General features: G+C 54.9%; 18 protein-coding genes and 1 pseudogene. 12 read left to right on the plus strand and 7 right to left on the minus strand.

Going from position 1 to position 20,449, the window contains the following annotated elements:
- Positions 1-4: 4 nt before the first annotated feature.
- The 4 genes from OR573_06415 to OR573_06430 form a co-directional block, all read right to left on the minus strand.
- On the minus strand, positions 5-946 hold the full coding sequence (locus tag OR573_06415; GenBank protein XGA81265.1) for an ABC transporter permease: 942 nt from the start codon (positions 944-946) through the stop codon (positions 5-7).
- On the minus strand, positions 943-1,989 hold the full coding sequence (locus OR573_06420; GenBank protein ID XGA81266.1) for an ABC transporter permease: 1,047 nt from the start codon (positions 1,987-1,989) through the stop codon (positions 943-945). Before OR573_06420 ends, OR573_06415 begins: the two co-directional genes overlap by 4 nt.
- Positions 1,990-2,081: 92 nt before the next feature.
- A complete protein-coding gene (locus OR573_06425) occupies positions 2,082-3,686 on the minus strand; it encodes an ABC transporter substrate-binding protein (GenBank protein ID XGA81267.1) in 1,605 nt (534 codons plus the stop codon).
- Positions 3,687-3,981: 295 nt separating this feature from the next.
- Positions 3,982-4,368 carry a glutathione S-transferase N-terminal domain-containing protein gene (locus OR573_06430; protein ID XGA81268.1) on the minus strand — a complete coding sequence of 129 codons (387 nt, stop codon included), beginning with the start codon at positions 4,366-4,368 and terminating at the stop codon, positions 3,982-3,984.
- A 286-nt stretch (positions 4,369-4,654) separates the two neighbouring features.
- Here OR573_06430 and mpl point away from each other — a divergent pair, with 286 nt between their 5' ends.
- Genes mpl through OR573_06445 form a run of 3 tightly spaced genes read left to right on the plus strand, consistent with a single transcriptional unit; the run spans position 4,655 to position 7,387 of the window.
- Entirely contained in the window at positions 4,655-6,049 is a 1,395-nt protein-coding gene (gene mpl / locus OR573_06435; protein ID XGA81269.1) for a UDP-N-acetylmuramate:L-alanyl-gamma-D-glutamyl-meso-diaminopimelate ligase, read from the plus strand.
- A 42-nt stretch (positions 6,050-6,091) separates the two neighbouring features.
- Positions 6,092-6,721 carry a UbiX family flavin prenyltransferase gene (locus OR573_06440; protein XGA81270.1) on the plus strand — a complete coding sequence of 210 codons (630 nt, stop codon included), beginning with the start codon at positions 6,092-6,094 and terminating at the stop codon, positions 6,719-6,721.
- 42 nt (positions 6,722-6,763) lie between these two features.
- Positions 6,764-7,387 carry a LysE family translocator gene (locus OR573_06445; GenBank protein XGA81271.1) on the plus strand — a complete coding sequence of 208 codons (624 nt, stop codon included), beginning with the start codon at positions 6,764-6,766 and terminating at the stop codon, positions 7,385-7,387.
- 2 nt (positions 7,388-7,389) lie between these two features.
- Here OR573_06445 and OR573_06450 read toward each other — a convergent pair whose 3' ends face one another.
- From OR573_06450 to OR573_06460, 3 genes are all read right to left on the minus strand, one after another.
- A complete protein-coding gene (locus OR573_06450) occupies positions 7,390-8,775 on the minus strand; it encodes a bifunctional DedA family/phosphatase PAP2 family protein (GenBank protein XGA81272.1) in 1,386 nt (461 codons plus the stop codon).
- 73 nt (positions 8,776-8,848) lie between these two features.
- Positions 8,849-9,799, minus strand: a complete 951-nt coding sequence (locus OR573_06455) for a diguanylate cyclase (GenBank protein ID XGA81273.1) — start codon at positions 9,797-9,799, stop codon at positions 8,849-8,851.
- Positions 9,796-10,629, minus strand: coding sequence for a hypothetical protein (locus OR573_06460; protein XGA81274.1), 834 nt, complete (start codon positions 10,627-10,629; stop codon positions 9,796-9,798). Before OR573_06460 ends, OR573_06455 begins: the two co-directional genes overlap by 4 nt.
- Positions 10,630-10,902: 273 nt before the next feature.
- On the opposite strand from OR573_06460, the gene OR573_06465 reads away from it, so the two are divergent.
- From OR573_06465 to OR573_06505, 9 genes and pseudogenes are all read left to right on the plus strand, one after another.
- On the plus strand, positions 10,903-12,204 hold the full coding sequence (locus OR573_06465; GenBank protein ID XGA81275.1) for a glutamate-5-semialdehyde dehydrogenase: 1,302 nt from the start codon (positions 10,903-10,905) through the stop codon (positions 12,202-12,204).
- Positions 12,201-12,854: a nicotinate-nucleotide adenylyltransferase gene (gene nadD, locus OR573_06470; GenBank protein XGA81276.1), complete on the plus strand. Its 654-nt coding sequence runs from the start codon at positions 12,201-12,203 to the stop codon at positions 12,852-12,854. The genes OR573_06465 and nadD overlap by 4 nt, the downstream gene beginning before the upstream one ends.
- Positions 12,855-12,982: 128 nt before the next feature.
- Positions 12,983-13,372 (plus strand): ribosome silencing factor, encoded by a 390-nt coding sequence (gene rsfS, locus OR573_06475; protein ID XGA81277.1) that lies wholly within the window; start codon positions 12,983-12,985, stop codon positions 13,370-13,372.
- Positions 13,369-13,836, plus strand: a complete 468-nt coding sequence (gene rlmH, locus OR573_06480; protein ID XGA81278.1) for a 23S rRNA (pseudouridine(1915)-N(3))-methyltransferase RlmH — start codon at positions 13,369-13,371, stop codon at positions 13,834-13,836. The genes rsfS and rlmH overlap by 4 nt, the downstream gene beginning before the upstream one ends.
- A 121-nt stretch (positions 13,837-13,957) precedes the next feature.
- Positions 13,958-15,862 carry a penicillin-binding protein 2 gene (gene mrdA, locus OR573_06485; protein ID XGA81279.1) on the plus strand — a complete coding sequence of 635 codons (1,905 nt, stop codon included), beginning with the start codon at positions 13,958-13,960 and terminating at the stop codon, positions 15,860-15,862.
- Positions 15,863-15,875: 13 nt separating this feature from the next.
- On the plus strand, positions 15,876-17,036 hold the full coding sequence (gene rodA / locus OR573_06490; protein XGA81280.1) for a rod shape-determining protein RodA: 1,161 nt from the start codon (positions 15,876-15,878) through the stop codon (positions 17,034-17,036).
- Between the two features lie 34 nt (positions 17,037-17,070).
- Entirely contained in the window at positions 17,071-18,177 is a 1,107-nt protein-coding gene (mltB, locus tag OR573_06495; protein ID XGA81281.1) for a lytic murein transglycosylase B, read from the plus strand.
- 326 nt (positions 18,178-18,503) lie between these two features.
- Positions 18,504-19,076, plus strand: a pseudogene (locus OR573_06500) (septal ring lytic transglycosylase RlpA family protein).
- 189 nt (positions 19,077-19,265) lie between these two features.
- Complete coding sequence (locus OR573_06505) at positions 19,266-20,414, plus strand: D-alanyl-D-alanine carboxypeptidase (protein XGA81282.1); 1,149 nt, start codon at positions 19,266-19,268, stop codon at positions 20,412-20,414.
- The last annotated feature ends 35 nt before the right edge of the window (positions 20,415-20,449 follow it).

Below are 20,449 nucleotides of genomic sequence, written 5' to 3' on the forward strand. Positions count from 1 at the left end.
GTCTTCAGCCTTTGTAGAGTCGTGGGTTCATGACATCGCGCAGCCAGTCCCCAAGCAGATTGATCGACAGCACGAGCACGATCAGCACAGCACCGGGAATCAGGGTGATCCACCAGGAACCGGACTGGATATAGTCGAAGCCTGCCTTGATCAGCGAACCGAGTGACGGATGGGTTTCTGGCATCCCCAGGCCCAGAAACGACAGGGCGGCCTCGGAAATAATTGCATTGGCAATCTGCACCGTGGAAATAACGAAAATCGGTGACAGCGTGTTGGGCAACACATGGCGGAACATGATGCGTTTGCTGGATAACCCCATGACGCGGGCGGCATCCACATATTCCTTGCTTTTCTCGGCCAGCACTGAGGCGCGCACGGTACGTGCATACTGCGGCCATTCTGCCAGACCGATAATCAGTACCAGCAGCGGCACGGCGTAAGCACTGAACGTCGCGCTACCGAAGACAGCTTTCACAAGGGCACCGACAATGATGGCGACCATAAGGGTGGAAAACGACAGTTGGATATCCGCCAGACGCATCAGGAAGGCATCAATGCGTCCGCCCAGGTAGCCGGCCATCAGGCCAAATACCACCCCAAGCAGGGCCTGCAGGGCGACAGCGCCAAACCCGATGATTAGTGATACGCGGGCACCATAAAGAATGGTGGAAAGCATGTCACGACCCTGGGCATCAGTGCCGAGCAGGTATTGGGCATCACTTCCCGATACCCAGAAGGGGGGGAGTTCCGAGGCCAGAATATCGATCTGCGCCAGGTCGTAAGGGTTCATCGGCGAAAGCCAGGGAGCCAGCACTGCCACGGCGACCAGCAAAATAAAGACCGCGAGACTGACTTGAGCGATGACATCACGCTTGAAACTGTAAAACAGATAAGAGTCGCGGAAGCGTTCCCAGCGGCTGGGAAGCCTTGTGGATGTTTCATTCATGAGGGCTTTCCAGTCAGTTTAACGGTGGGATTCACCAGTCCGTAGATCAAATCGACAATCGTGTTGGTGATAACGAAAATAAGACCCACGATCATCAGATAGGTCACAATCAGTGGAATGTCGGAGCGCTCAATGGCATCAAGAAACATCAACCCCATCCCTGGCCATTGAAAAACGGTTTCGGTCAGAATGGTGTAAGCCACGAGGGTGCCGATCTGAACCCCCCCCACGGTGATCACAGGAAGCATGGTGTTTTTCAGGGCATGCAGAAAGTAGATGCGGCGCATGGAAATGCCTTTGGCCCGTGCAAATTTGACGTAATCTGACTGCAGGACTTCCAGCATTTCGGCACGAATCAGGCGAATAAACAGCGGCAGCATGATGGAGGCCAGCGAAATGGCGGGCAGGACGAGATAGCTCAGCCCTTTAAAACTGGCAAAGTTGGTATCCCAGGTGCCAAACACAGTGACCGGGTCACCGCGCCCATAGGCGGGCATGCCACCCTCGGTGGAAATCAGCTCGTTAAGCCAGTTTCCCCAGCCAGTGTTGGCTGGAAAGGGTGTCCAACTAATGCCAATAGCGAATATTTGAATCAGCATGATGGCAGTGAGGAAAACGGGAATCGAAATACCCACAATCGATATGCTCATAAAAAACCGCGTGAGCAGAGCGCGTGGTTTTATTGCGCTGTAAACGCCAATGGGCACCGAGAAGACGATAATCAGAAACGTTGAGGCAGCGACAAGCTCCAGGGTTGCCGGAAGGTGGCGTGCAATAACCTCTGTGGTGGGTTGGTTGAAGACATACGAATAACCAAAGTCAAACTGCGCCGCATTGACGGCAAAGCGGGCGTACTGAACCAGCATGGGGTCGTTGAGCCCAAGCTCTTCGCGCAGGGCTTCGCGTTCATCTTCTGGCACCGACTGACCGACCATCTGTTGGATCGGGTCGCCGAGGTTATCCTGTATGGCAAAGGCGATAATGCTGATGACGAACATCACCAGCAGCGCATGGAAAAGGCGCTTGACCAGGAAGGCGATCATGGGGATGGTTCCGTGGAGACAGGTGAGTAGCGCGCTGAAACTTAAGTTTCAGCGCGCGCGGGTTAAATAAACGGGGTTAATACCTGCTAGCGTTACTCGCTATCTTCTATCACCAGATCACCCAGGTAGGGGAAGTTCATCACGTTGAGGACAGGTTCAATGTTGACCCGGTTGGAAGACGCCCAGGCCAGATCCTGCCAGTGAAGCGGAAGGATAGCCGCTTGATCGTAAAGCGTCTGTTCAACCTGCTGAAGCATTTCAGCACGCTGCTCACGATCGACTTCAACGTTGGCGGCAGCAATCAACGCATCCAGTTCCGGGTTACAGAAGTTACCCGCGTTGTACTGGCCTGCGCCGCTGTCCGCATCTGGGCAGGCGGTCAGGTATTCGTGGAAGTTGGCGCTATCTTCAGTATCAGCATGCCAGCCAATCATCATCATGTCGGCGGCGCGGTCGTCAAACTCGCCCCAGTACTGCGCTTTGGGCATGGTTTTCAAGTCAACGGTAACGTTGATACGCGCCAGCATTGCAGCCACTGCCTGGGCAATTTTGGCGTCATTCACATAGCGGTTGTTAGGCGCCATCATGGTTATGTCGAAACCGTCGGCATAACCCGCCTCAGCCATGAGTTCTTTGGCACGTTCAACGTCATAACGGGGTTCCAGGCTTTCTACATGCCCGGCGTAGCCTTCGGGGGAGAACTGCGCCGCCGGTGTGGCGAAACCTTTCATCAATCTATCGGCAATACCTTCCTGGTTGACGGCATAGGCAAATGCCTCACGCACGCGCTGATCCTGGAACGCCTCGACACGCTCCTGATTCATGTGGAAAAAGATGATCCGTGTGCCGGACATCGTCACCAATTGGGTGTCGTCGCTTTCACGAACCCTGTCGAGGTCATTGGGCGGTACCGGCGCAATGAAGTCGACATCGCCGGAAAGCAGCGCGGCAACACGCGTGGCATTCTCGCTGATCGGCGTCAGGATGATATTGTCAACGTTACCAGGCGATTCGTTATCCCAGTAATTGGGGTTTCGAGTAAATTGGGTACGAACGCCCTGTTGGCGGTCGGTGACGGTGTAGGGGCCAGTGCCCGATACATTGCGAGAGGCATAGGAGTTGCCGTTTTTGACGATTTCATCTTTCGGATCGCCGTCTTCATCGTTGCCGGAATAGAACTCGCTATCCATGGGAAAGACATAGGTCGCCAGATTCAACAACAGCGGGTACGGCTCTTTTGTGTTGATTTCGACAGTGTAATCGTCGATGACTTCAACGCTTTCAATAGGCTCAAAAATCGCTCTGAAGTCAGGGCTCTGCTTCAATCGTTTAATGGTCCAGGCGACATCGTTGGCAGTGAAAGGGTTGCCGCTATGGAACTCGACGCCCTCACGCAGTGACATGCGCATGGTAGTGTCATCCACCTGCTCCCATTCGGTCGCCAGACGGGGTTCAAAATCCAATGATTTTGTCCAGCGAACCAGAGGGTCATGCGTCATATGCGAAAGCTGGAGGATGCCGCCGGAAAGCTGCTCATGAATATCCAGAGAAACCGGGTCGGCGTCATAAGCCATACGCAATGTTTCAGCGCTAGCCGTCATTGGCAGCAGTGCTGCTCCCGCCATGGAAGCGCCCACCAGAGAAGCCAGTAGCGTCTTTTTAAAGGTCTTTTTTGTCGCAACAGCATTGAGCGTCATAGTCGTTCCCGAATTGTCTTGCCGATTGATTCCAGGGTGTCGAAATGCGTTCACTCACTTGCAAGCACTCCCCGGCGTTTGTTGTTGGTGCCGTTCACTTATTGCGAACGCTCTCGTTAACATAGAGAGCGACACACAAGGTTCACAATCGAAATAATGACACGGGTTATTCAACTTATGAATAAAGCCGCCATTCAGGGTGCTGCCGCCGTTGTGCATAAGACTAAAGGCGAGGTGATAGGCCAACGGTTGTTTGATTGCTCAGTCGGCTGTTTGCAGTAACGCAAGCCTGGATTTACCCAAACCGCTGTTGCAAATAGGCATTGATATCATCGGATTCATACAGCCACTTTACGCTGCCGTCATCTTGCTGGATTTGCAGGCAGGGCACCTTGACCTTACCACCACCCTCTAACAGATCCTGCTTGTGCTGAGGATCAAGCTGTGAGTCACGTACCTCAATGTTCAGCCCCAGGCGCGCCATCTGCTTGCGTACCTTGATGCAGAAAGGGCAGGTGCGAAACTGATAGAGCGCGAGTTTTTCACACGCCTTGTCCACCTCGGCCTGGGCTTCAGGGCTGCGCTCAACGGATTTCGGGGTCGATAGCTTTTCAGCCACGATCATGAAAGGTGCCAGCAGAATACGCAGAGTACGGAAAAAATAGCGCAAGACGATACGCATGATTTAACTCCAGGGTTGGTGTTCAGGGGTTGAATGATCAAGGGTGAATAAATGCACCAGGCGCATCCTGCATCAATCCTTGTGTATTGTCACATTGATGCGCCTAATCCAGGTGAGACTCGTCCGCTTCCATGCTAGGCTGAGCGTTGTTATGTGGTTGTCACACAAGGCATTGGTAGGCGTTGCCGCTGGGTTGTTCCGCCAGCCCTATGGTGTTCCGCCAGCCCTGTGGGCAGCTACTGGCATATTATCTTACCAGAGCCATTATCAGAGGAAACAAGGCGCGATGCATCTGCATATTATAGGGATTTGCGGGACTTTCATGGGTAGCCTGGCGCTGTTGGCGCGAGAGCTTGGCTACACAGTGAGTGGCTCGGATGCCAATGTGTATCCCCCCATGAGTACACAGCTGGAAGCGGCGGGTATTGCGTTACAGCAAGGCTACCGAGCAGAGAACCTGTCACCTGCGCCTGACCTGGTGGTGGTAGGCAACGCGCTTTCACGTGGCAATGCCGAGGTGGAGGCTCTGCTCGATAGCGGCCTGCCCTATACATCTGGCGCCCAGTGGCTGGCTGAGCATGTGCTCCAGGGGCGTAAGGTGATTGCCGTCGCGGGTACTCACGGCAAAACCACAACCGCCAGTCTGCTGGCCTGGCTGCTGGAAAGCAGCGGGCTGAAACCAGGCTTTCTGATTGGCGGTGTGCCGCGTAACTTCGGTGTTTCCGCTCGGCTGGGTGAAGCTGATGCGCCCTTTGTAGTGGAAGCAGACGAATACGATACGGCGTTTTTCGACAAGCGCTCCAAGTTTGTCCATTACCGTCCGGATATTGCCCTGCTGAATAACCTCGAGTTTGATCATGCCGATATCTTCCCTGATCTGGCAGCGATTGAGCGGCAGTTTCACCATCTGGTAAGAACCGTGCCCGGTAAGGGAAAACTGTTGGTGGCGGATGATCAGCCCGCGCTGCAGCGTGTGTTAGAGCAGGGGGCCTGGACGCCGGTAGTGCATTTCGGTGCCCATGCGCAAAGTGACTGGCAGCTGGTGCTGGAGCGCGACGATGCCAGCCGTTTCCAGGTAATTCACCGTACGCCCGATGGCGATGAAGAGGGCGACGAGGATAGCGTGGTGGACTGGTCTTTGAATGGTGAATATAACGCTCGCAATGCGTTGGGTGCCCTGGCAGCCGCCCATGCCTGCGGGGCTGATCTGGCGCGCAGTTGTGCCGCACTTTCACGTTTTGAAAGCCCCAGGCGCCGCCAGGAGGTGCGTGGCGAGGTCAATGGCATTCAGGTGATTGACGATTTTGCCCATCACCCGACAGCTATAGCGGCGACGCTTGGCGGGTTACGCGCGGCGACCCCCAGAGGGCGTCTCTTGGCAGTGATTGAGCCGCGTTCCAATACCATGCGTCTGGGGGCGTTGAAGGCGCGTTTGAATGACAGCGTTGCCGCAGCAGATCACGCCTTCTGGTATCAGCCAGCCGGTATTGACTGGTCTATGCAGGCATTGATTGAACCTCAGGGCGAACGCGCAACCCTGTGTGATCAGATGGATGAACTGGTACAGGCGGTGGTGTCTGAGGCCGCCCCGCTGGATCGAATTGTGGTGATGTCTAACGGTGGTTTTGACGGAATTCATGAGCGCCTGCTGGACGCCTTGAAGACCCGTTGGCCCACCTGAAGCTGTCACTGTGCAGCGTCTATTTCTTGCAGGAGTGTTTTCTTGAATCAGGCAATAACGTTTAAACCGCCGATAACGGTGGCGCTGACCGGTGCGTCAGGTGCCCAGTATGGCCTGCGGCTGATTGACGTGCTGGCCGCTGCCGGGCATGAAGTCTGGGTGATGATTTCCAAGGCGGCACATATGGTGATTGCCACCGAAACGGAGATTTCATTACCGGCACAACCCCAGCGTCTGGCTGAGGCGCTGATCGAGCGCAGCGGCGCCCAGCCCGGCCAGATTCGCTGCTTTGGCCGTGAGGACTGGATGGCGCCGGTAGCCTCTGGGTCTGGCGCGCCATCGGCCATGGTGATCTGCCCTTGCTCTACGGGAACGCTTTCCTCAGTGGCTACCGGCGCCAGTAATAACCTGATTGAGCGGGCTGCAGACGTGGCCATCAAGGAACGCCGCACCTTGGTTATGGTGCCCCGGGAAACGCCGTTTTCCCCGATTCACCTTGAACATATGCTCACCCTGAGCCGCATGGGCGTAGTGATACTGCCGGCGGCACCTGGCTTTTATCATCAGCCAGCCTGTATTGACGACCTGATTGATTTTATCGTTGCGCGAATTCTTAACCAGCTGCAAATCAGCCATAATCTGATGCCGCGCTGGGGCGAGCCGTCAGCCTGACTGCTTGCGAACCATTCGCTATTGATGCAAGGAAACCCACTGATGCTTTCATGGGCAACGCTGTCTGTGTTTGTGCCGACTTTTCTGCTTGTCTCGTTAACGCCGGGCATGTGCATGACCCTTGCCATGGTGCTGGGGATGACCCAGGGCGTGAAGCGAACCTTATGGATGATGGCTGGAGAACTGCTTGGCGTCGGCCTGGTGGCCATGGCGGCGGGCGCCGGAGTGGCGGCACTGATGCTCAAGCATCCCGAGATTTTTGCCCTGTTCAAGTGGCTAGGCGGTGCTTATCTGGGCTATCTGGGCGTAATGATGTGGCGCTCTCGTGGGCGTATGGCAATTCCTTCCGAGCTTGAGGCGGGGCCGCCAGCAGGTCGCTTACAGCTTGCTATTCAGGGCTTTTTAACCGCAGTGGCCAACCCCAAGGGGTGGGCGTTTTTCATGGTGTTGTTGCCGCCGTTTCTGGATAGCAGTCGCCCTCTGGTAGTTCAGTTGAGTGTCTTGATCAGCGTGATTCTGAGCATTGAGCTCGCCAGTATGTTGATTTACGCCACCGGCGGTAAAACCCTGCGCCGGGTGCTGGGCAAGAGCGGCAATGTGCGTTTGATGAATCGCATTGCAGGCACCTTGATGGTGGGGGTCGGGTTATGGCTGGCCCTTGGCTGATGTCAAGCGGTGGGCAGCCAGGTCATACGCGCTATTAGCAGCACACCAGAGGCAAGGATTAACCATTGCCAAGGCAACCAGACTTCTACATGCGGTCGCTGCTGCCAGTTTAACCGTACCAGGGCGCATACCATCAAACCCAAGAGAGCGCCGCCGACCAGATCCGTCAACCAGTGAACGCCCAGCACCAGGCGTGAAAGTGCCATGGGTAGCACTGTTGCTATCGCTGCCCAGTACACCCATACCCGCTGGGAGCGTTCAAGCCTGGCGGCGCCAAACGCCGCTGCCAACCCGACGATCACCACAGCGCTGGATGTATGGGCGCTGGGGTAGGCCATGGAATCCGCCAGTTGCTCTGTGGCAAGCGGCCGCTCACGCCCTATCAATGCCTTGCCAAGACTATTCAGTAGCGCAATGCCCAAGATGGCGGCCAACCAGTGACCCAGCAACGCCCAATAGCGTTTAACCAGCATCCAGATGCCCCAAGGCGCTAATAGGGCGCAAAGTCCATATAGATCGCCAACTCGTGCCAGGATGGATGATAGCGCTATCAGGGTATCATTACGCAGCCAGTCGAAAAGTCGCTGAGCAGACACATCCAGCGGGGTGGGGCCTTGTTGAACCATGACCCACAGTGTCCAGGCGGATAGCCCCCCAACACTAAGTACCAGCAGCAATAGGGTGGCAACCGGCACGTCGCCGTACTGGCTCATGGCCAACCAGGGGCGCCTGAGCAGCGGGAGGCGTTTTACAGCGAGTAATGACCAGCGGTACACAGCCCCTTGTCGGCCTGCCTGCAGGCGGCCCCAGGAGAAAAATACCGCAAGCAGCACAATGCTGGCTGCCAGTGTGAGCAGCGCCATTTCCAGCCCGGCGGGCATCGCCAGGCGCTGTTGCCAGGTATGGCCCAGCCAGTAACCAGGTAGAGTGTAGGCGGGCGCCCAAAGCAGTGCGGAACTGACATTTGCGCCTAGAAAAGTGACGGGTGGCATACGCATCATGCCTGCCACCAAGGGAATAATGGGCCTGATGGGGCCAATGAAGCGGCCAATAAAAACCGAATAAACGCCATAGCGGTCAAAAAACCGCTGGCCACGTATCACCCAGTCAGGGTGTTGCGAAAGCGGCCAGCGCTTGAGTACACGGCCGTTTTCCCAGTAACCGAGCCTGAAACTGATCATGTCGCCGCTTACGGCACCGATAAAGGCAGCCGCCAGCATCCAGGAAATGGCAACTTCTTGGTGGCCTGCCAGCGAGCTTGCTGCGGTGATCAACACGACGCCGGGTACCAAGAGCCCCACCAGCGCCAGGGATTCCAGCAGCGCAATAATGCCAACCAATAACATCAGCATCATAGGTGACGGGTTTAACTGCTGTATAAAATCCATGTCTGAATAGTTCCTCAACCATTGCGGTGGAGGATGATAACGCTAACACTCGTAAAAAAGGAGAATAACTGGCTTATGCGGGCGTCTCTGGCAGTGTGTTGGCAATAGCGTGGCTGCGTTCTTCCAGGCGCTGTATAAACAGATGGAAAAACTCCTGGTGTCTGGGCAAGTAAACAACAATATCGGCAACCAGCAGTCCTGTTTCAACCAGCACGCAGCAGGACAGGCTGCGCTTTAAGCGCTCACGTACCAGTAAGGCGCCGCTTTCTGAGGTGTCTGGCAGTACCAGCCAGAAGGTCGCCTGGCTGGCTCGCCCCAGCAAGTCGTGGTCGCGGCAGCTATCATTCACTTCATTGCACAAGGTTTCCAGTAAAGTGAGCTGGGCTTTGCGTCCAAACTGTTCTCCTGCCATATCAAATTGTGGCAGATGTATCACCAATACCGCCAGGCGGTTACCGAGGATACTGGACCTTTGGTATTCATTGCGTAGACGCTCTTTCAGGGCATCACTCTGGTAGGCGTTACAGTCGCTGTCGTTGGGGTCTGTGGCAAACAGCAAAGCCTGACGGCGCAAGTGCTCCCAGCGGGGTAATGCAAGTAACAGCAGGAGCGTGAGGATACTCTTCCAGCCTTCCTGGTCGCCCGATTGTGCCAACAGCCACCACCAGATAGGCAACAGGAGTATATTCAGGGTTAGTGCTGGAATAAGCGGCAGGAAAATCATTGATACCGCAATGGGAAGCCCTAACCACAGGGGGGAAGTGCCGCTGGAGGGTTCTAAAGCCGCCTGGCTGACCACCAGATAGAGGCAACCAAGCAATATAAGGCGAGGTATATAGGGGCTGACCCCTTGCCCGATATGCATCAAAAGGGCTGAGAGTGCCAGCAGCGTCAAAAAAGCCGGCATGAAAAAAAAGCTATAATGGCCAACTACATACAGCCATGTAGTGTAAGTGATCAGTAAAAGCAGGCTGGTGATATAGGCAATCGTCATCAATCGATGAGAGATGTTAGGATCAATCACAAAAGCTCCAACGGAAACAGGGCTTGCTTTTCCATGATGAAGTTATCCAGGTTTAGCTCTGTAAGTTCAATATCTGATATCTCGATATAACGGCAGGCGCTTTTGTCGGGAACTGCCTGAATCAAATGTTGGCGTCGTTTAAGGCCTTCACTGGGGCTGCGTGATAGGATTAACGTCGCTAGCATCCTGTTGTTAAGGCGGTAGACATTTTCGAAATGATAAATTATCTGACAAAGTTGGTGGGCGGTATGCCAAAGCTGATGACGCTTGACCTGCAAGATAATCAGCTCAGCGTGGATGCCTTCGCGTTTGCAGCGGGTCTGTTCACGTGGTAAATCCTGTGCAAGTTGCTCTTTGGCCCAGATGCTCATCCCGGGCACCAGCCGGGCACGCTGGCGAATGGCGCTATTGATGGTATTCAATTGGCGGGCGCGGGCCACTGACAGTACGCACATCATCAATAGGGCTGCAAACATCAGCCATTGGTCAGGGAAGGGCAGGTAAGGTGCGAGCAAAAACAGGCTAATGGCGGCAAGCAAAGCGTTCAGGGCGACCAAACTGTAACTTTGTGGCAACATGAAAACGGCGACCCAAGCCCATACTAGCATGCTGCTACTTTCGGGCATTGTCGCCAGTAATGCCGCAATTAATGCACCAGGAATCAACTGCCAGGGAATCTTAATGGTTCGCCTGTGGCTGAAATCAAGTAGCAGGGCAGTAGTGAACAGCCAACCAACGGCCACCCAGACAACCGCCAGTGCATTAAGCGTGGATTCAGGCGTAAATAACGCTAGACCCACCGCTGCCGCTAGCAGGTTAGCGCGTAACATGTTTACTTTGTATTTATTTTGCATGGCGCCTTACTATTCATGCATGTGACATTTATGCATCTTATTAAAGATAACCTGATAGTGTCAGGTCTAAGTTTTCTTTAATAAGAGTACTCCTTGTACAATGGTTTGTCATTGTCACAAGCCAGTATATTTTTTTGTGTTACGAAGGTAACAAAACTTTGTGCCGTTTAATGCGCTTGAAGTACATGATATGCCAGCTTTAAACGGCATTTAAGCCGAGAATTTAAAATGGGCAATATTGGAGATACCATGAACGATACCACCCTCAGCCCGGAAAGAATGTCAGCCGCTGGCGAGGATATCACCGCTTATATGCAGACAGTAGGTGCCGCTGCGCGTGATGCTGCCCGTATGACGCGTCGGGCCAATACACAGCAGAAAAATGCTGCTCTGCTGGCAATGGCCAAGCACCTTGAAAGTGGCCGTAGCCGTGTGCTGGAAGCCAACGCAGACGATCTGTGCCGCGGCCAGGAAAACGGCCTGGACGCTGCCTTGCTTGACCGCCTGGCACTGAATAATGCGCGTGTGGATGCGATGATCGAAGGTCTGCGTCAGGTGGCTGCCTTGCCTGACCCCGTCGGGGAGATCGACGGCCTACGCGCGCGGCCCAGCGGTATTCAGGTGGGCAAGATGCGTGTTCCACTAGGCGTGATCGGGATCATTTATGAGTCGCGCCCCAATGTCACTCTGGAAGCGGCCAGCCTGTGCCTTAAATCAGGTAATGCCTGTATCTTGCGTGGCGGCTCGGAAGCCAGTGCGTCTAACGCTGCCTTGAATGAATGTATTCAGGCGGGTTTACGCGATGCGGGTTTACCTGCTGGCAGCGTCCAGGTGGTGGTTACCACTGATCGCGCGGCGGTGGGCGAATTGATCAGTATGCCTGAATTTGTGGATGTGATTATTCCACGTGGTGGCAAGTCGTTGATTGAACGAATCTCTCGGGAAGCGCGAGTGCCGGTGATCAAGCATCTGGACGGCATCTGCCATGTTTACATTGATGCCAGTGCCGACCTTGAGAAAGCGCTGGCAATCGCTGTTAACGCCAAAACCCATCGCTACGGCACCTGCAACACCATGGAAACCCTGTTGCTGGATGCACCGATTGCGGATGCCTTGCTGCCGCATCTGGCCAGCGCCTATGGCGAACACCAGGTTGAGCTACGCGGCTGTGCGCGAACCTGCGGTATCTTGCCTGACGCTGTCGCAGCAAGCGAAGAGGACTGGTCAACCGAATACCTGGCTCCGCTACTGGCCATCAAGATCGTGGACGGTATTGACGAGGCAATCAGTCACATCGAGCGCTTTGGCTCTCATCACACGGATGCCATCGTGACGGAAAACTACCACCTTGCGCGCCACTTTATGGCCAGTGTGGATTCAAGCTCGGTGATCGTTAATGCCTCCACCCGTTTTGCTGATGGCTTTGAGTATGGCCTGGGAGCCGAAATCGGCATTTCCACCGACAAGCTTCACGTGCGTGGGCCAGTAGGGCTAGAAGGCCTGACTACCCAGAAATATGTGGTGCTCGGCGATGGTCAGGTACGCCAATGAGTGAGGCACCGCTGCGGGTGGGGATGTTTGGCGGCACCTTTGACCCCGTACATCTGGGGCATTTGCGTAGTGCCGTTGAAATTTCCGAATGTTTGCAGCTCGACAGGCTGCATATGATTCCGGCACCCCAGCCACCCTTGCGCGACCAGCCGCAGGTGTCGGCGCAGGACAGGCTGGCGCTTCTGGAGGCCGGCGTAAAAGACACGCCCGGCCTGATAGCCGATGGCCGCGAGTTGCGCAGGCAAGGCCCTTCATACTCGACCTTGACGTTGGCGGAGCTGCGCGAGGAATACGGGGATACGGCGCGCCTTGTCATGGTGCTGGGCCAGGATGCGTTCTTGCGCCTGGCGGATTGGCACCAGCCAGAGCAACTTTTTGCGCTTGCCCATGTGGTGGTGATGGCTCGTCCGGGATATCAGCCCAACCGTTCGGCAGCGCTTAAGGAACTGATTGGTCAGCGTGAAGTCGATAATGTGGAGTCATTGATGGAAAAGCCCAAAGGCAAGCTTCTGGCTTTGACGCTGCCGACGCCAATGGGTATTTCTGCCACGCATATTCGCCAGCGCCTTGCTGAACATTACAGCGTGCGTTATTTACTGCCTGAAGCCGTTGAAGAGCAGATTCATGCTCGGCAGCTGTATACATTTTAATTTGTGTGACGGGTTTCAATAAGCGCTGGCAGTCATACGAATAGCCGTTACAATGGCCGACTGAAGGGTATTTATTGAGATTTTATGCTCACTACTATCGCAACCAAAGGGGTTGGCAATTAGACGTCATGCAAACTGAAACACTGAAAACACTCGCCGTCGATGCACTTGAAGAATTGAAAGCCCGTGATATTACCCACCTGGATGTAGCGAAGCTGACCGATGTAACCGATCTGATGATTATCGCCAGCGGTACGTCTACCCGTCATGTTTCTGCGCTGGCGCAGAATCTGGTGGAAAAAGCCAAGGAGCAGGAGCTGCAGCCGCGCGGTGTTGAAGGCGGAGCCAACGCCGACTGGGTGCTGGTCGACCTGGGTGATGTTGTTGTACATGTCATGTTGCCGGAAGCCCGTGCCTTATACGACCTGGAGCGCCTGTGGGCAGATTTGCCAGCTGACAGTGCACTGGCCCACGATATGCTGCGCGAACGTATGGACGGGCAGGTAACGGATTCATGAAACTACGCATGCTGGCGGTAGGCAACAAGATGCCAGCCTGGGTAGAAGAAGGTGTTGAAACATATCGCAAACGCCTGCCACGTGAATTCAGCCTGGAAATTGAGGAAATAGCGCTGGGCCAGCGTGGCAAGAATGCCGATGTGACCAAGGCGCGATTGCAGGAAGCAGAACGTATCAAAGCCAGACTTAAAGGCGATGAATACCTTGTGGCACTGGAAGTCAAGGGCAAGGCCTGGTCAACGCCGCAGCTGGCCAGTGAAGCTGACCAGTGGCGAATGCAGGCTAAGGATGTCGTGCTGTTGGTGGGAGGGCCGGATGGATTAGACCCTGCACTTTCGGCACAGGCAGATGCCGCCTGGTCGCTTTCACCCCTCACATTACCTCACCCGCTGGTGCGTATCATGTTGGCTGAGCAGCTTTACCGTGCCTGGACGCTACTTGTTGGGCACCCTTATCATCGTTAAACACATTATCGTTAGATACTTAATCATTAAATACAACAGGCAGTGGCGTTAAGGAAATGGCGTTTGGATAAAGCTCCATTGTTGATCGCCGCTGCCGGTTAAGTGAGAAACTGGTTGCCTAATGCCGCAGCGCCCCGAGACATTGAAAAACAGTGAGACTGAGCTACAGATTTTCCGGGTACGCGCCTTCCTCGCTATCTTGGTTGTCATTGTGCTGACGGGTCTCTTGATGGGGCGTCTGGGCTATCTTCAGGTTGTTCAGCATGACCTTTACAGCACCCGTTCGGAAAATAACCGGGTGCGCGTTGAGCCACTGCCACCCACCCGAGGGCTGATATTTGACCGCAATGGTGAAATGCTGGCTGAAAACCGCCCTACCTATAACCTCACCCTTGTGCGTGAACGCGTCGATGACCTTGATGAAACCCTGGGCTTTCTGATCGAGTTGTTGGCCTTGCCGGATGAGGAGGTTGAGGCGTTCAAGCAACGCTCGCGCCAGCGTCAGCGGCCTTATCAGCCAGCGCTATTGATGAGTGATCTGACCGAGACCCAAATTGCCAGACTTTCAGTCAATCGCCACCGTTTGCCGGGGGTCGAAGTTGAAGCTCAGCTGTTGCGCTACTATCCCGACGCCGAAATCATGGCTCATGCGCTGGGTTACGTTGGGCGCATCAATGCTGACGAACTTAAATCCCTTGACCTTGGTAGCTATGCAGGCACGCACTTTATCGGCAAGACCGGGGTGGAGCGCTTTTACGAAACTGAACTGCATGGTGAAGCAGGCTTACGCAAAGTGGAAACCAATGCCCGTGGGCGTGTGTTGCGTGAGCTGGGTAAGAACGACCCTGTTCCTGGAAAAAACCTGACTCTGACGATTGATAAAGAGCTACAGATGTTGGCTTATGAACTGCTGGACGGCCGGCGAGGTTCCATCGTCGCCATTGAGCCGGCTAGCGGCGATATTCTGGCGATGGTGTCTGTGCCGGGGTTTGACAGCAATCAGTTTGTCACCGGCATCAGCGTCGAGAACTACCGTGGTCTTCAGCAGGATCTGGATTTGCCGCTATTTAACCGCGCCATTCGCGGACATTATCCGCCCGGTTCGACGATCAAGCCTTTTCTGGCTCTGGCCGGGCTGCGCGAAGGTGTTCGCACACCCAGTACCACCATTAACGACCCGGGCTACTACCAGCTGCCCAACGACTCACGGCGCTACCGTAACTGGCTGCGCTGGGGGCATGGGCGGGTTGATCTTGAGCGTTCGATTGCGGTCTCGAATAACACCTATTATTACTCGCTTGCTCATGACCTAGGCATTGACCGCCTACATGAACAGATGAGTGCCTTTGGGTTTGGTCAGCGCGTTGCCCATGATGTACAAGGTGAAAGTGATGCTTTGATGCCTTCCCGTGAGTGGAAGCAGGCACGCTACAACCAGCCCTGGTACCCAGGAGAAACCCTCTCGGTCGGCATAGGGCAAGGCTATTGGCAGATTACGCCGCTACAGCTGGCCACCGCTACGGCAACATTGGCCAATCGCGGTAAATGGGTCAAGCCGCACCTGGCCCGCATGATCGGTGATACACCTCTGCCTGAAGTGCTACCTGAGACGCCTGCTGATATCGAGCTTAGCAGTGACAGCTGGTGGGACGATGTATTTCAAGGTATGGAAAAAGTGCTGACGGGGCGTGAAGGTACGGCGCGTCGCACTGGCGTAGGGCTTGACTATCGAATGGGCGGTAAATCCGGTACGGCTCAGGTGTTTTCGCTTGGCCAGGATCAGCGTTATGACGCCGAAGAACTGGAAGAGCGCTTGCGCGACCACGCCCTGTTCATGGCCTTTGCGCCCTTGGAAAATCCTCAGATTGCGGTGTCAGTGATTGTTGAAAACGCTGGCGGTGGCAGCACCCATGCCGCGCATCTTGCCCGTGCCATGACTGATGCCTGGTTACTGGAAGATGAGACACCTGACGTTGAAGAGGTGCGCGAGATCCTGGAGCAGGATGACGCCAACCTTGATGGATAAAGGATACTAACGCATGGCCTGGCAAAAGCTGACACGTCCTTTGCGACGCTACCCCGTTAGGCCACCTGACAGTGGGATCGCGCGGCGTAAAAGTTTCTGGGAGAAAATCCATATTGACCCAGTGCTGGTCGGATTGCTGCTGGTGTTGATGGCCTCTGGTCTGGTGGTGCTGTACAGCGCCTCCGGTCAGCGCATTGACGTCGTTTACGCTCAGGGTATCCGCTTTATTGTGGCGCTGGTCGGGATGCTGGTGATTGCCCAGCTTTCACCGACGACCTTTTTACGCTGGGCGCCCGCTGCGTATCTGGTTGGGGTAATGATGCTGCTGGCCGTGGAGTTTTTCGGTGATATGGGGATGGGCGCGCAGCGTTGGCTGGTGATTCCCGGAGTGATACGCTTTCAACCGTCAGAAATGATGAAGCTGGCTGTTCCACTGATGGTGGCTGCCTATCTGAATCGCTGCCAGTTGCCTCCGCGTCTGCGCGATATTGTGGTCTGCGCTATCATCATCGGTATACCGGTGGTGTTGATTGCGACACAGCCGGATCTGGGGACTTCCTTGCTGGTGGCCAGTGCCGCTGTGATTGTGGTTTTGCTGGCGGGACTTTCCTGGCGCCTGATTACTTTTGCCGCTGCCTTGTTGGCTTCGGCACTGCCGTTTTTGTGGATGAGTCTGCATAATTATCAGCGCCAGCGAGTGCTGACCTTTCTGAACCCGGATTCTGATCCTTTGGGGGCCGGTTGGAATATCATCCAGTCGACCACTGCGATTGGCAGCGGTGGGGTATGGGGGAAAGGCTGGCTACAGGGAACCCAGTCACAGCTGGAGTTTCTGCCCGAGCGTCATACTGACTTCATCATTGCCGTGCTGGGGGAAGAGTTTGGCCTGGTAGGGATGCTGCTGACCCTGATGCTGTACTTTCTGATTGTCTCCCGTGGCCTATGGCTGGCGGGAGCTTCCCAGGATACTTTCGGGCGTCTGGTGGCAGGCAGTATCATTCTGACCTTTTTTATTTATGTCTTTGTTAATGTTGGTATGGTCAGCGGGATTCTGCCTGTAGTCGGGGTGCCTTTGCCGCTGGTCAGTTATGGCGGCACATCCAGCGTTACCCTGCTGGCGGGTTTTGGTATTCTTATGTCCATTCATGCGCATCGCAGGCTTTTGCCGCGTTAATGCATACAACGATAATCTCTAAGGAGTCGCATTGATGACAAGGGCCAAGGGAGGCTTTCGGCGCGCCTGTGTAATGATGCTGCTGATGGGGGGAAGCGTGTCCAGCGCTGCGGCCAGTACGCCTGAGGTGGTGAGTTTTCATCCTGACCACCACCCTGATACGGCGGCCCTGGTATCTGAACTGATGGCACAGGGCCTGTCACAAGAGTGGCTATACGATGTTCTGGCGCGGACGTTTTATCGTCAAGAGGTGCTGGATGCCATGGAAGGTGCTGCAGAGCGTCGCCTGGTATGGCACGAGTATCGCAATATCTTCCTGAAAGATGAGCGTATTGAGCAGGGCGCTGATTTTATGCGCCTGCACTTGCCAACCCTGGAGCGCGCTACTGAACAGTACGGAGTGCCTGCAGAAATCATTACCGCCATTATTGGTGTGGAAACCTACTATGGGCGCTTTAAAGGCAAACACCCGGTACTTGATTCTCTCGCCACCCTGGGGTTTCACCATCCTACTCGTGGACGTTTCTTCCGCGGCGAACTAGCCGCCATGCTGAAAATTGCCTATGAACAAGGCGTTGATCCGGCCGAGCTGAGAGGTTCATATGCCGGGGCGATGGGCTACCCTCAGTTCATACCCACTAGTTATCAGGCGTATGCGGTGGATTTCGATCAGGACGGCATTCGTGATCTGTGGAATAACCCGATAGATGCCATTGGTAGTGTTGCCAACTACTTTGCTGAGCATAAATGGCAAGCTGGGGAGCCGGTCTATCAGCAGGCTGAAGGGCCGCCAAGCCCGCCTGAAACGCTTGAGTTCAACCAGTCCAGTACGCCCACCCTGACTTTGAACGAGGTAATGGAGGCGGGTATAACCCCCCAAGGGCAGGGGGCTGAAAATTTTATGTCCGACCCTGAACGGCGGGTGGTTCCGCTGTATCTGGATATAAGTGAGGACGTGCAGGATTATCGGTTGGGTGGCTTTAACTTCTACGTAATTATGCGTTATAACCATAGTCATCTTTATGCAATGGCGGTTACCGAGTTAGCACAAGCCATTGCGGAAAAGGCGGCAGTGGAAGACATCAGTACTCTGGAGGGGACAAGAAGTGACACCATGGCGAGTGAAAAGGATATCCAATGAGTAAGCAAGCCCCCACTCTTGGTTGTAAGGGGAGTCTTCCAGCCTGGCTGGCGCCTGGGGCTATGACATTTGCCTTGATGATGACAGGTTGTGCCAGTAAGGCGCCACCACCAGCTCCGGCTACCGCTGAGCCACCCGAACTGACGGGCGGTGGGCGTTATGCCATCAGCGCTGATGCCTATCCGCTTGACCCGCCGGATGTGTCTCAGGTGCCGAATGCTGAACCGAGAGTAGAGCCGCTTTCCCGCGCTGGCAATCGTCCAAGCTATGAAGTGTGGGGCAAGGTCTATCAGGTGCTACCGAGTGCCAGAGGCTATGTGCAGGAAGGCACGGCTTCCTGGTATGGCGAAAAGTTTCATGGCTATGCCACGTCCAACGGTGAAATCTACGATATGTATAAAATGTCGGCCGCCCACCGCTCGCTGCCCTTACCCACCTTTGCCAGGGTGACCAGTCTGGATAGCGGTAATTCTGTTATCGTCCGTATCAACGACAGAGGGCCTTTTCATAGCGAGCGTGAAATTGATCTTTCCTATGCCGCGGCCTATCAACTTGGTTTTACCGAGGCCGGAACAGGGCGGGTAAGAGTCGAGGCAATCGACCCGCAGGAGCTGACGTTAGCCTCATCTGCAAGCGCGGTTCAGACACCAGAAAGCCAAATATTAGATACCCGTACCGATTCATCGGGATATCTGCAAGTAGCCGCGTTGAGTGATCGTGGCAGTGCGACACAGCTGAAGCGCCAGTTGGAAAGTCGCCTTGATCAGAACGTCAGGATAGCTGATGACGGCGGTGTCTATCGCGTTCAGGTAGGCCCGGTAGGCCACCAGCAGGAAGAGTTGGCGCTGCGTGAGACGCTACGTCAAGCGGGCTACCCGCAAGCATTTATTGTAAAGTAAGCCATAAAGTACATAGTTCCTTTGTATGCCTCTTGTGAGGCCAATGATTTTAACGAGATATTTTTAGTTATGAAGACGATTTCAACGCTGTTTAAAAAGGTACCACTACCGGATCTATCACGTCTTGGTCGCAGGTTTTCGCTCTCTCTGCGACTAAGACGCGCAAGCCTTGTTGTTGGCGCAGGCGTGATGACCACAGTGTTGGCAGTAACCGCCAATGCCCAGGCGATTCCCCAGCCTCAGACGATTATTCCCTCGCCGCCCCAGCTGGCTGCCAAGTCGTGGATTCTGATGGACGCCAATAGCGGCCACGTATTGGCAGCACATAAACCGGATGAGCAGCTGCCGCCTGCTAGCCTAACCAAGCTGATGACGGCCTATCTGGTTGAGCGCGAACTGGACCGCGGTACCATCAAGCCCAACGATATGGTCAATATCAGCGAAAAGGCCTGGCGTACCGGTGGTTCCAAGATGTTTATTGAGGTGGGTACCCAGGTGTCGGTGGATGACCTCTTGCACGGTATCATCATTGTCTCGGGTAACGATGCCAGTGTGGCCATGGCAGAGCATCTGGCCGGGGGAGAAGTGCCTTTTGCGGACCTGATGAACCAGCATGCCACTCGCTTGGGAATGCATAACACCAATTTTGAAAACCCGACTGGGCTTCCGGGCGAAAATCATTATTCAAGTGCAAGGGATATGGCGTTGCTCGCCCAGTACATTATCAATGACTATCCTGAGCACTATGCGATTTATTCTCAGCGAGCCTTTTCATTTGGCGGGATTGATCAGCCTAACCGTAACCGTCTGCTGTGGCGCGACCCAACCGTGGATGGCCTGAAAACCGGCTGGACCTCTGAGGCGGGTTATGGTCTGGTGGCGTCAGCTGAGCGTGATGGTATGCGTCTGGTGTCGGTGGTGATGGGTACCAACTCTGAGGAAGCCCGCGCTCAGGAAACTCAGAAACTGCTCAGCTACGGTTATCGTTTTTACGAAACGCTGCCGATCTATGAGCAGGATGAAGTGCTGGCTTCGCCGCGCATCTGGGGCGGCGCCAGCAATGAAGTCAGCGCGGGTGTCGGCGATGAAGTTCATGTCACCCTGCCGCGCAACCGTAACGAGGAATTACGTGCCAGACTGAACTTGAATCGTGATCTGATGGCCCCCATCTCAAAAGGTGATCAGGTAGGCCAGTTGGAAATTGTGCTTGGTGAAGACGTGGTGGGAGCGCGCACCCTTGTTGCGCTGGAAGACGTTGAAGAGGGTGGCCTGTTCAAGCGTCTACTGGATCAGGTGCGGCGTTTCTTTAGCGGCTTGATCAGTGGGTTTCTGGACTAGCCGCCAGAAAGTGACTTTTTTCTCACCGGAGGGTT

This window comes from Halomonas sp. CH40, from assembly GCA_041875495.1.
GTDB lineage: Bacteria > Pseudomonadota > Gammaproteobacteria > Pseudomonadales > Halomonadaceae > Vreelandella.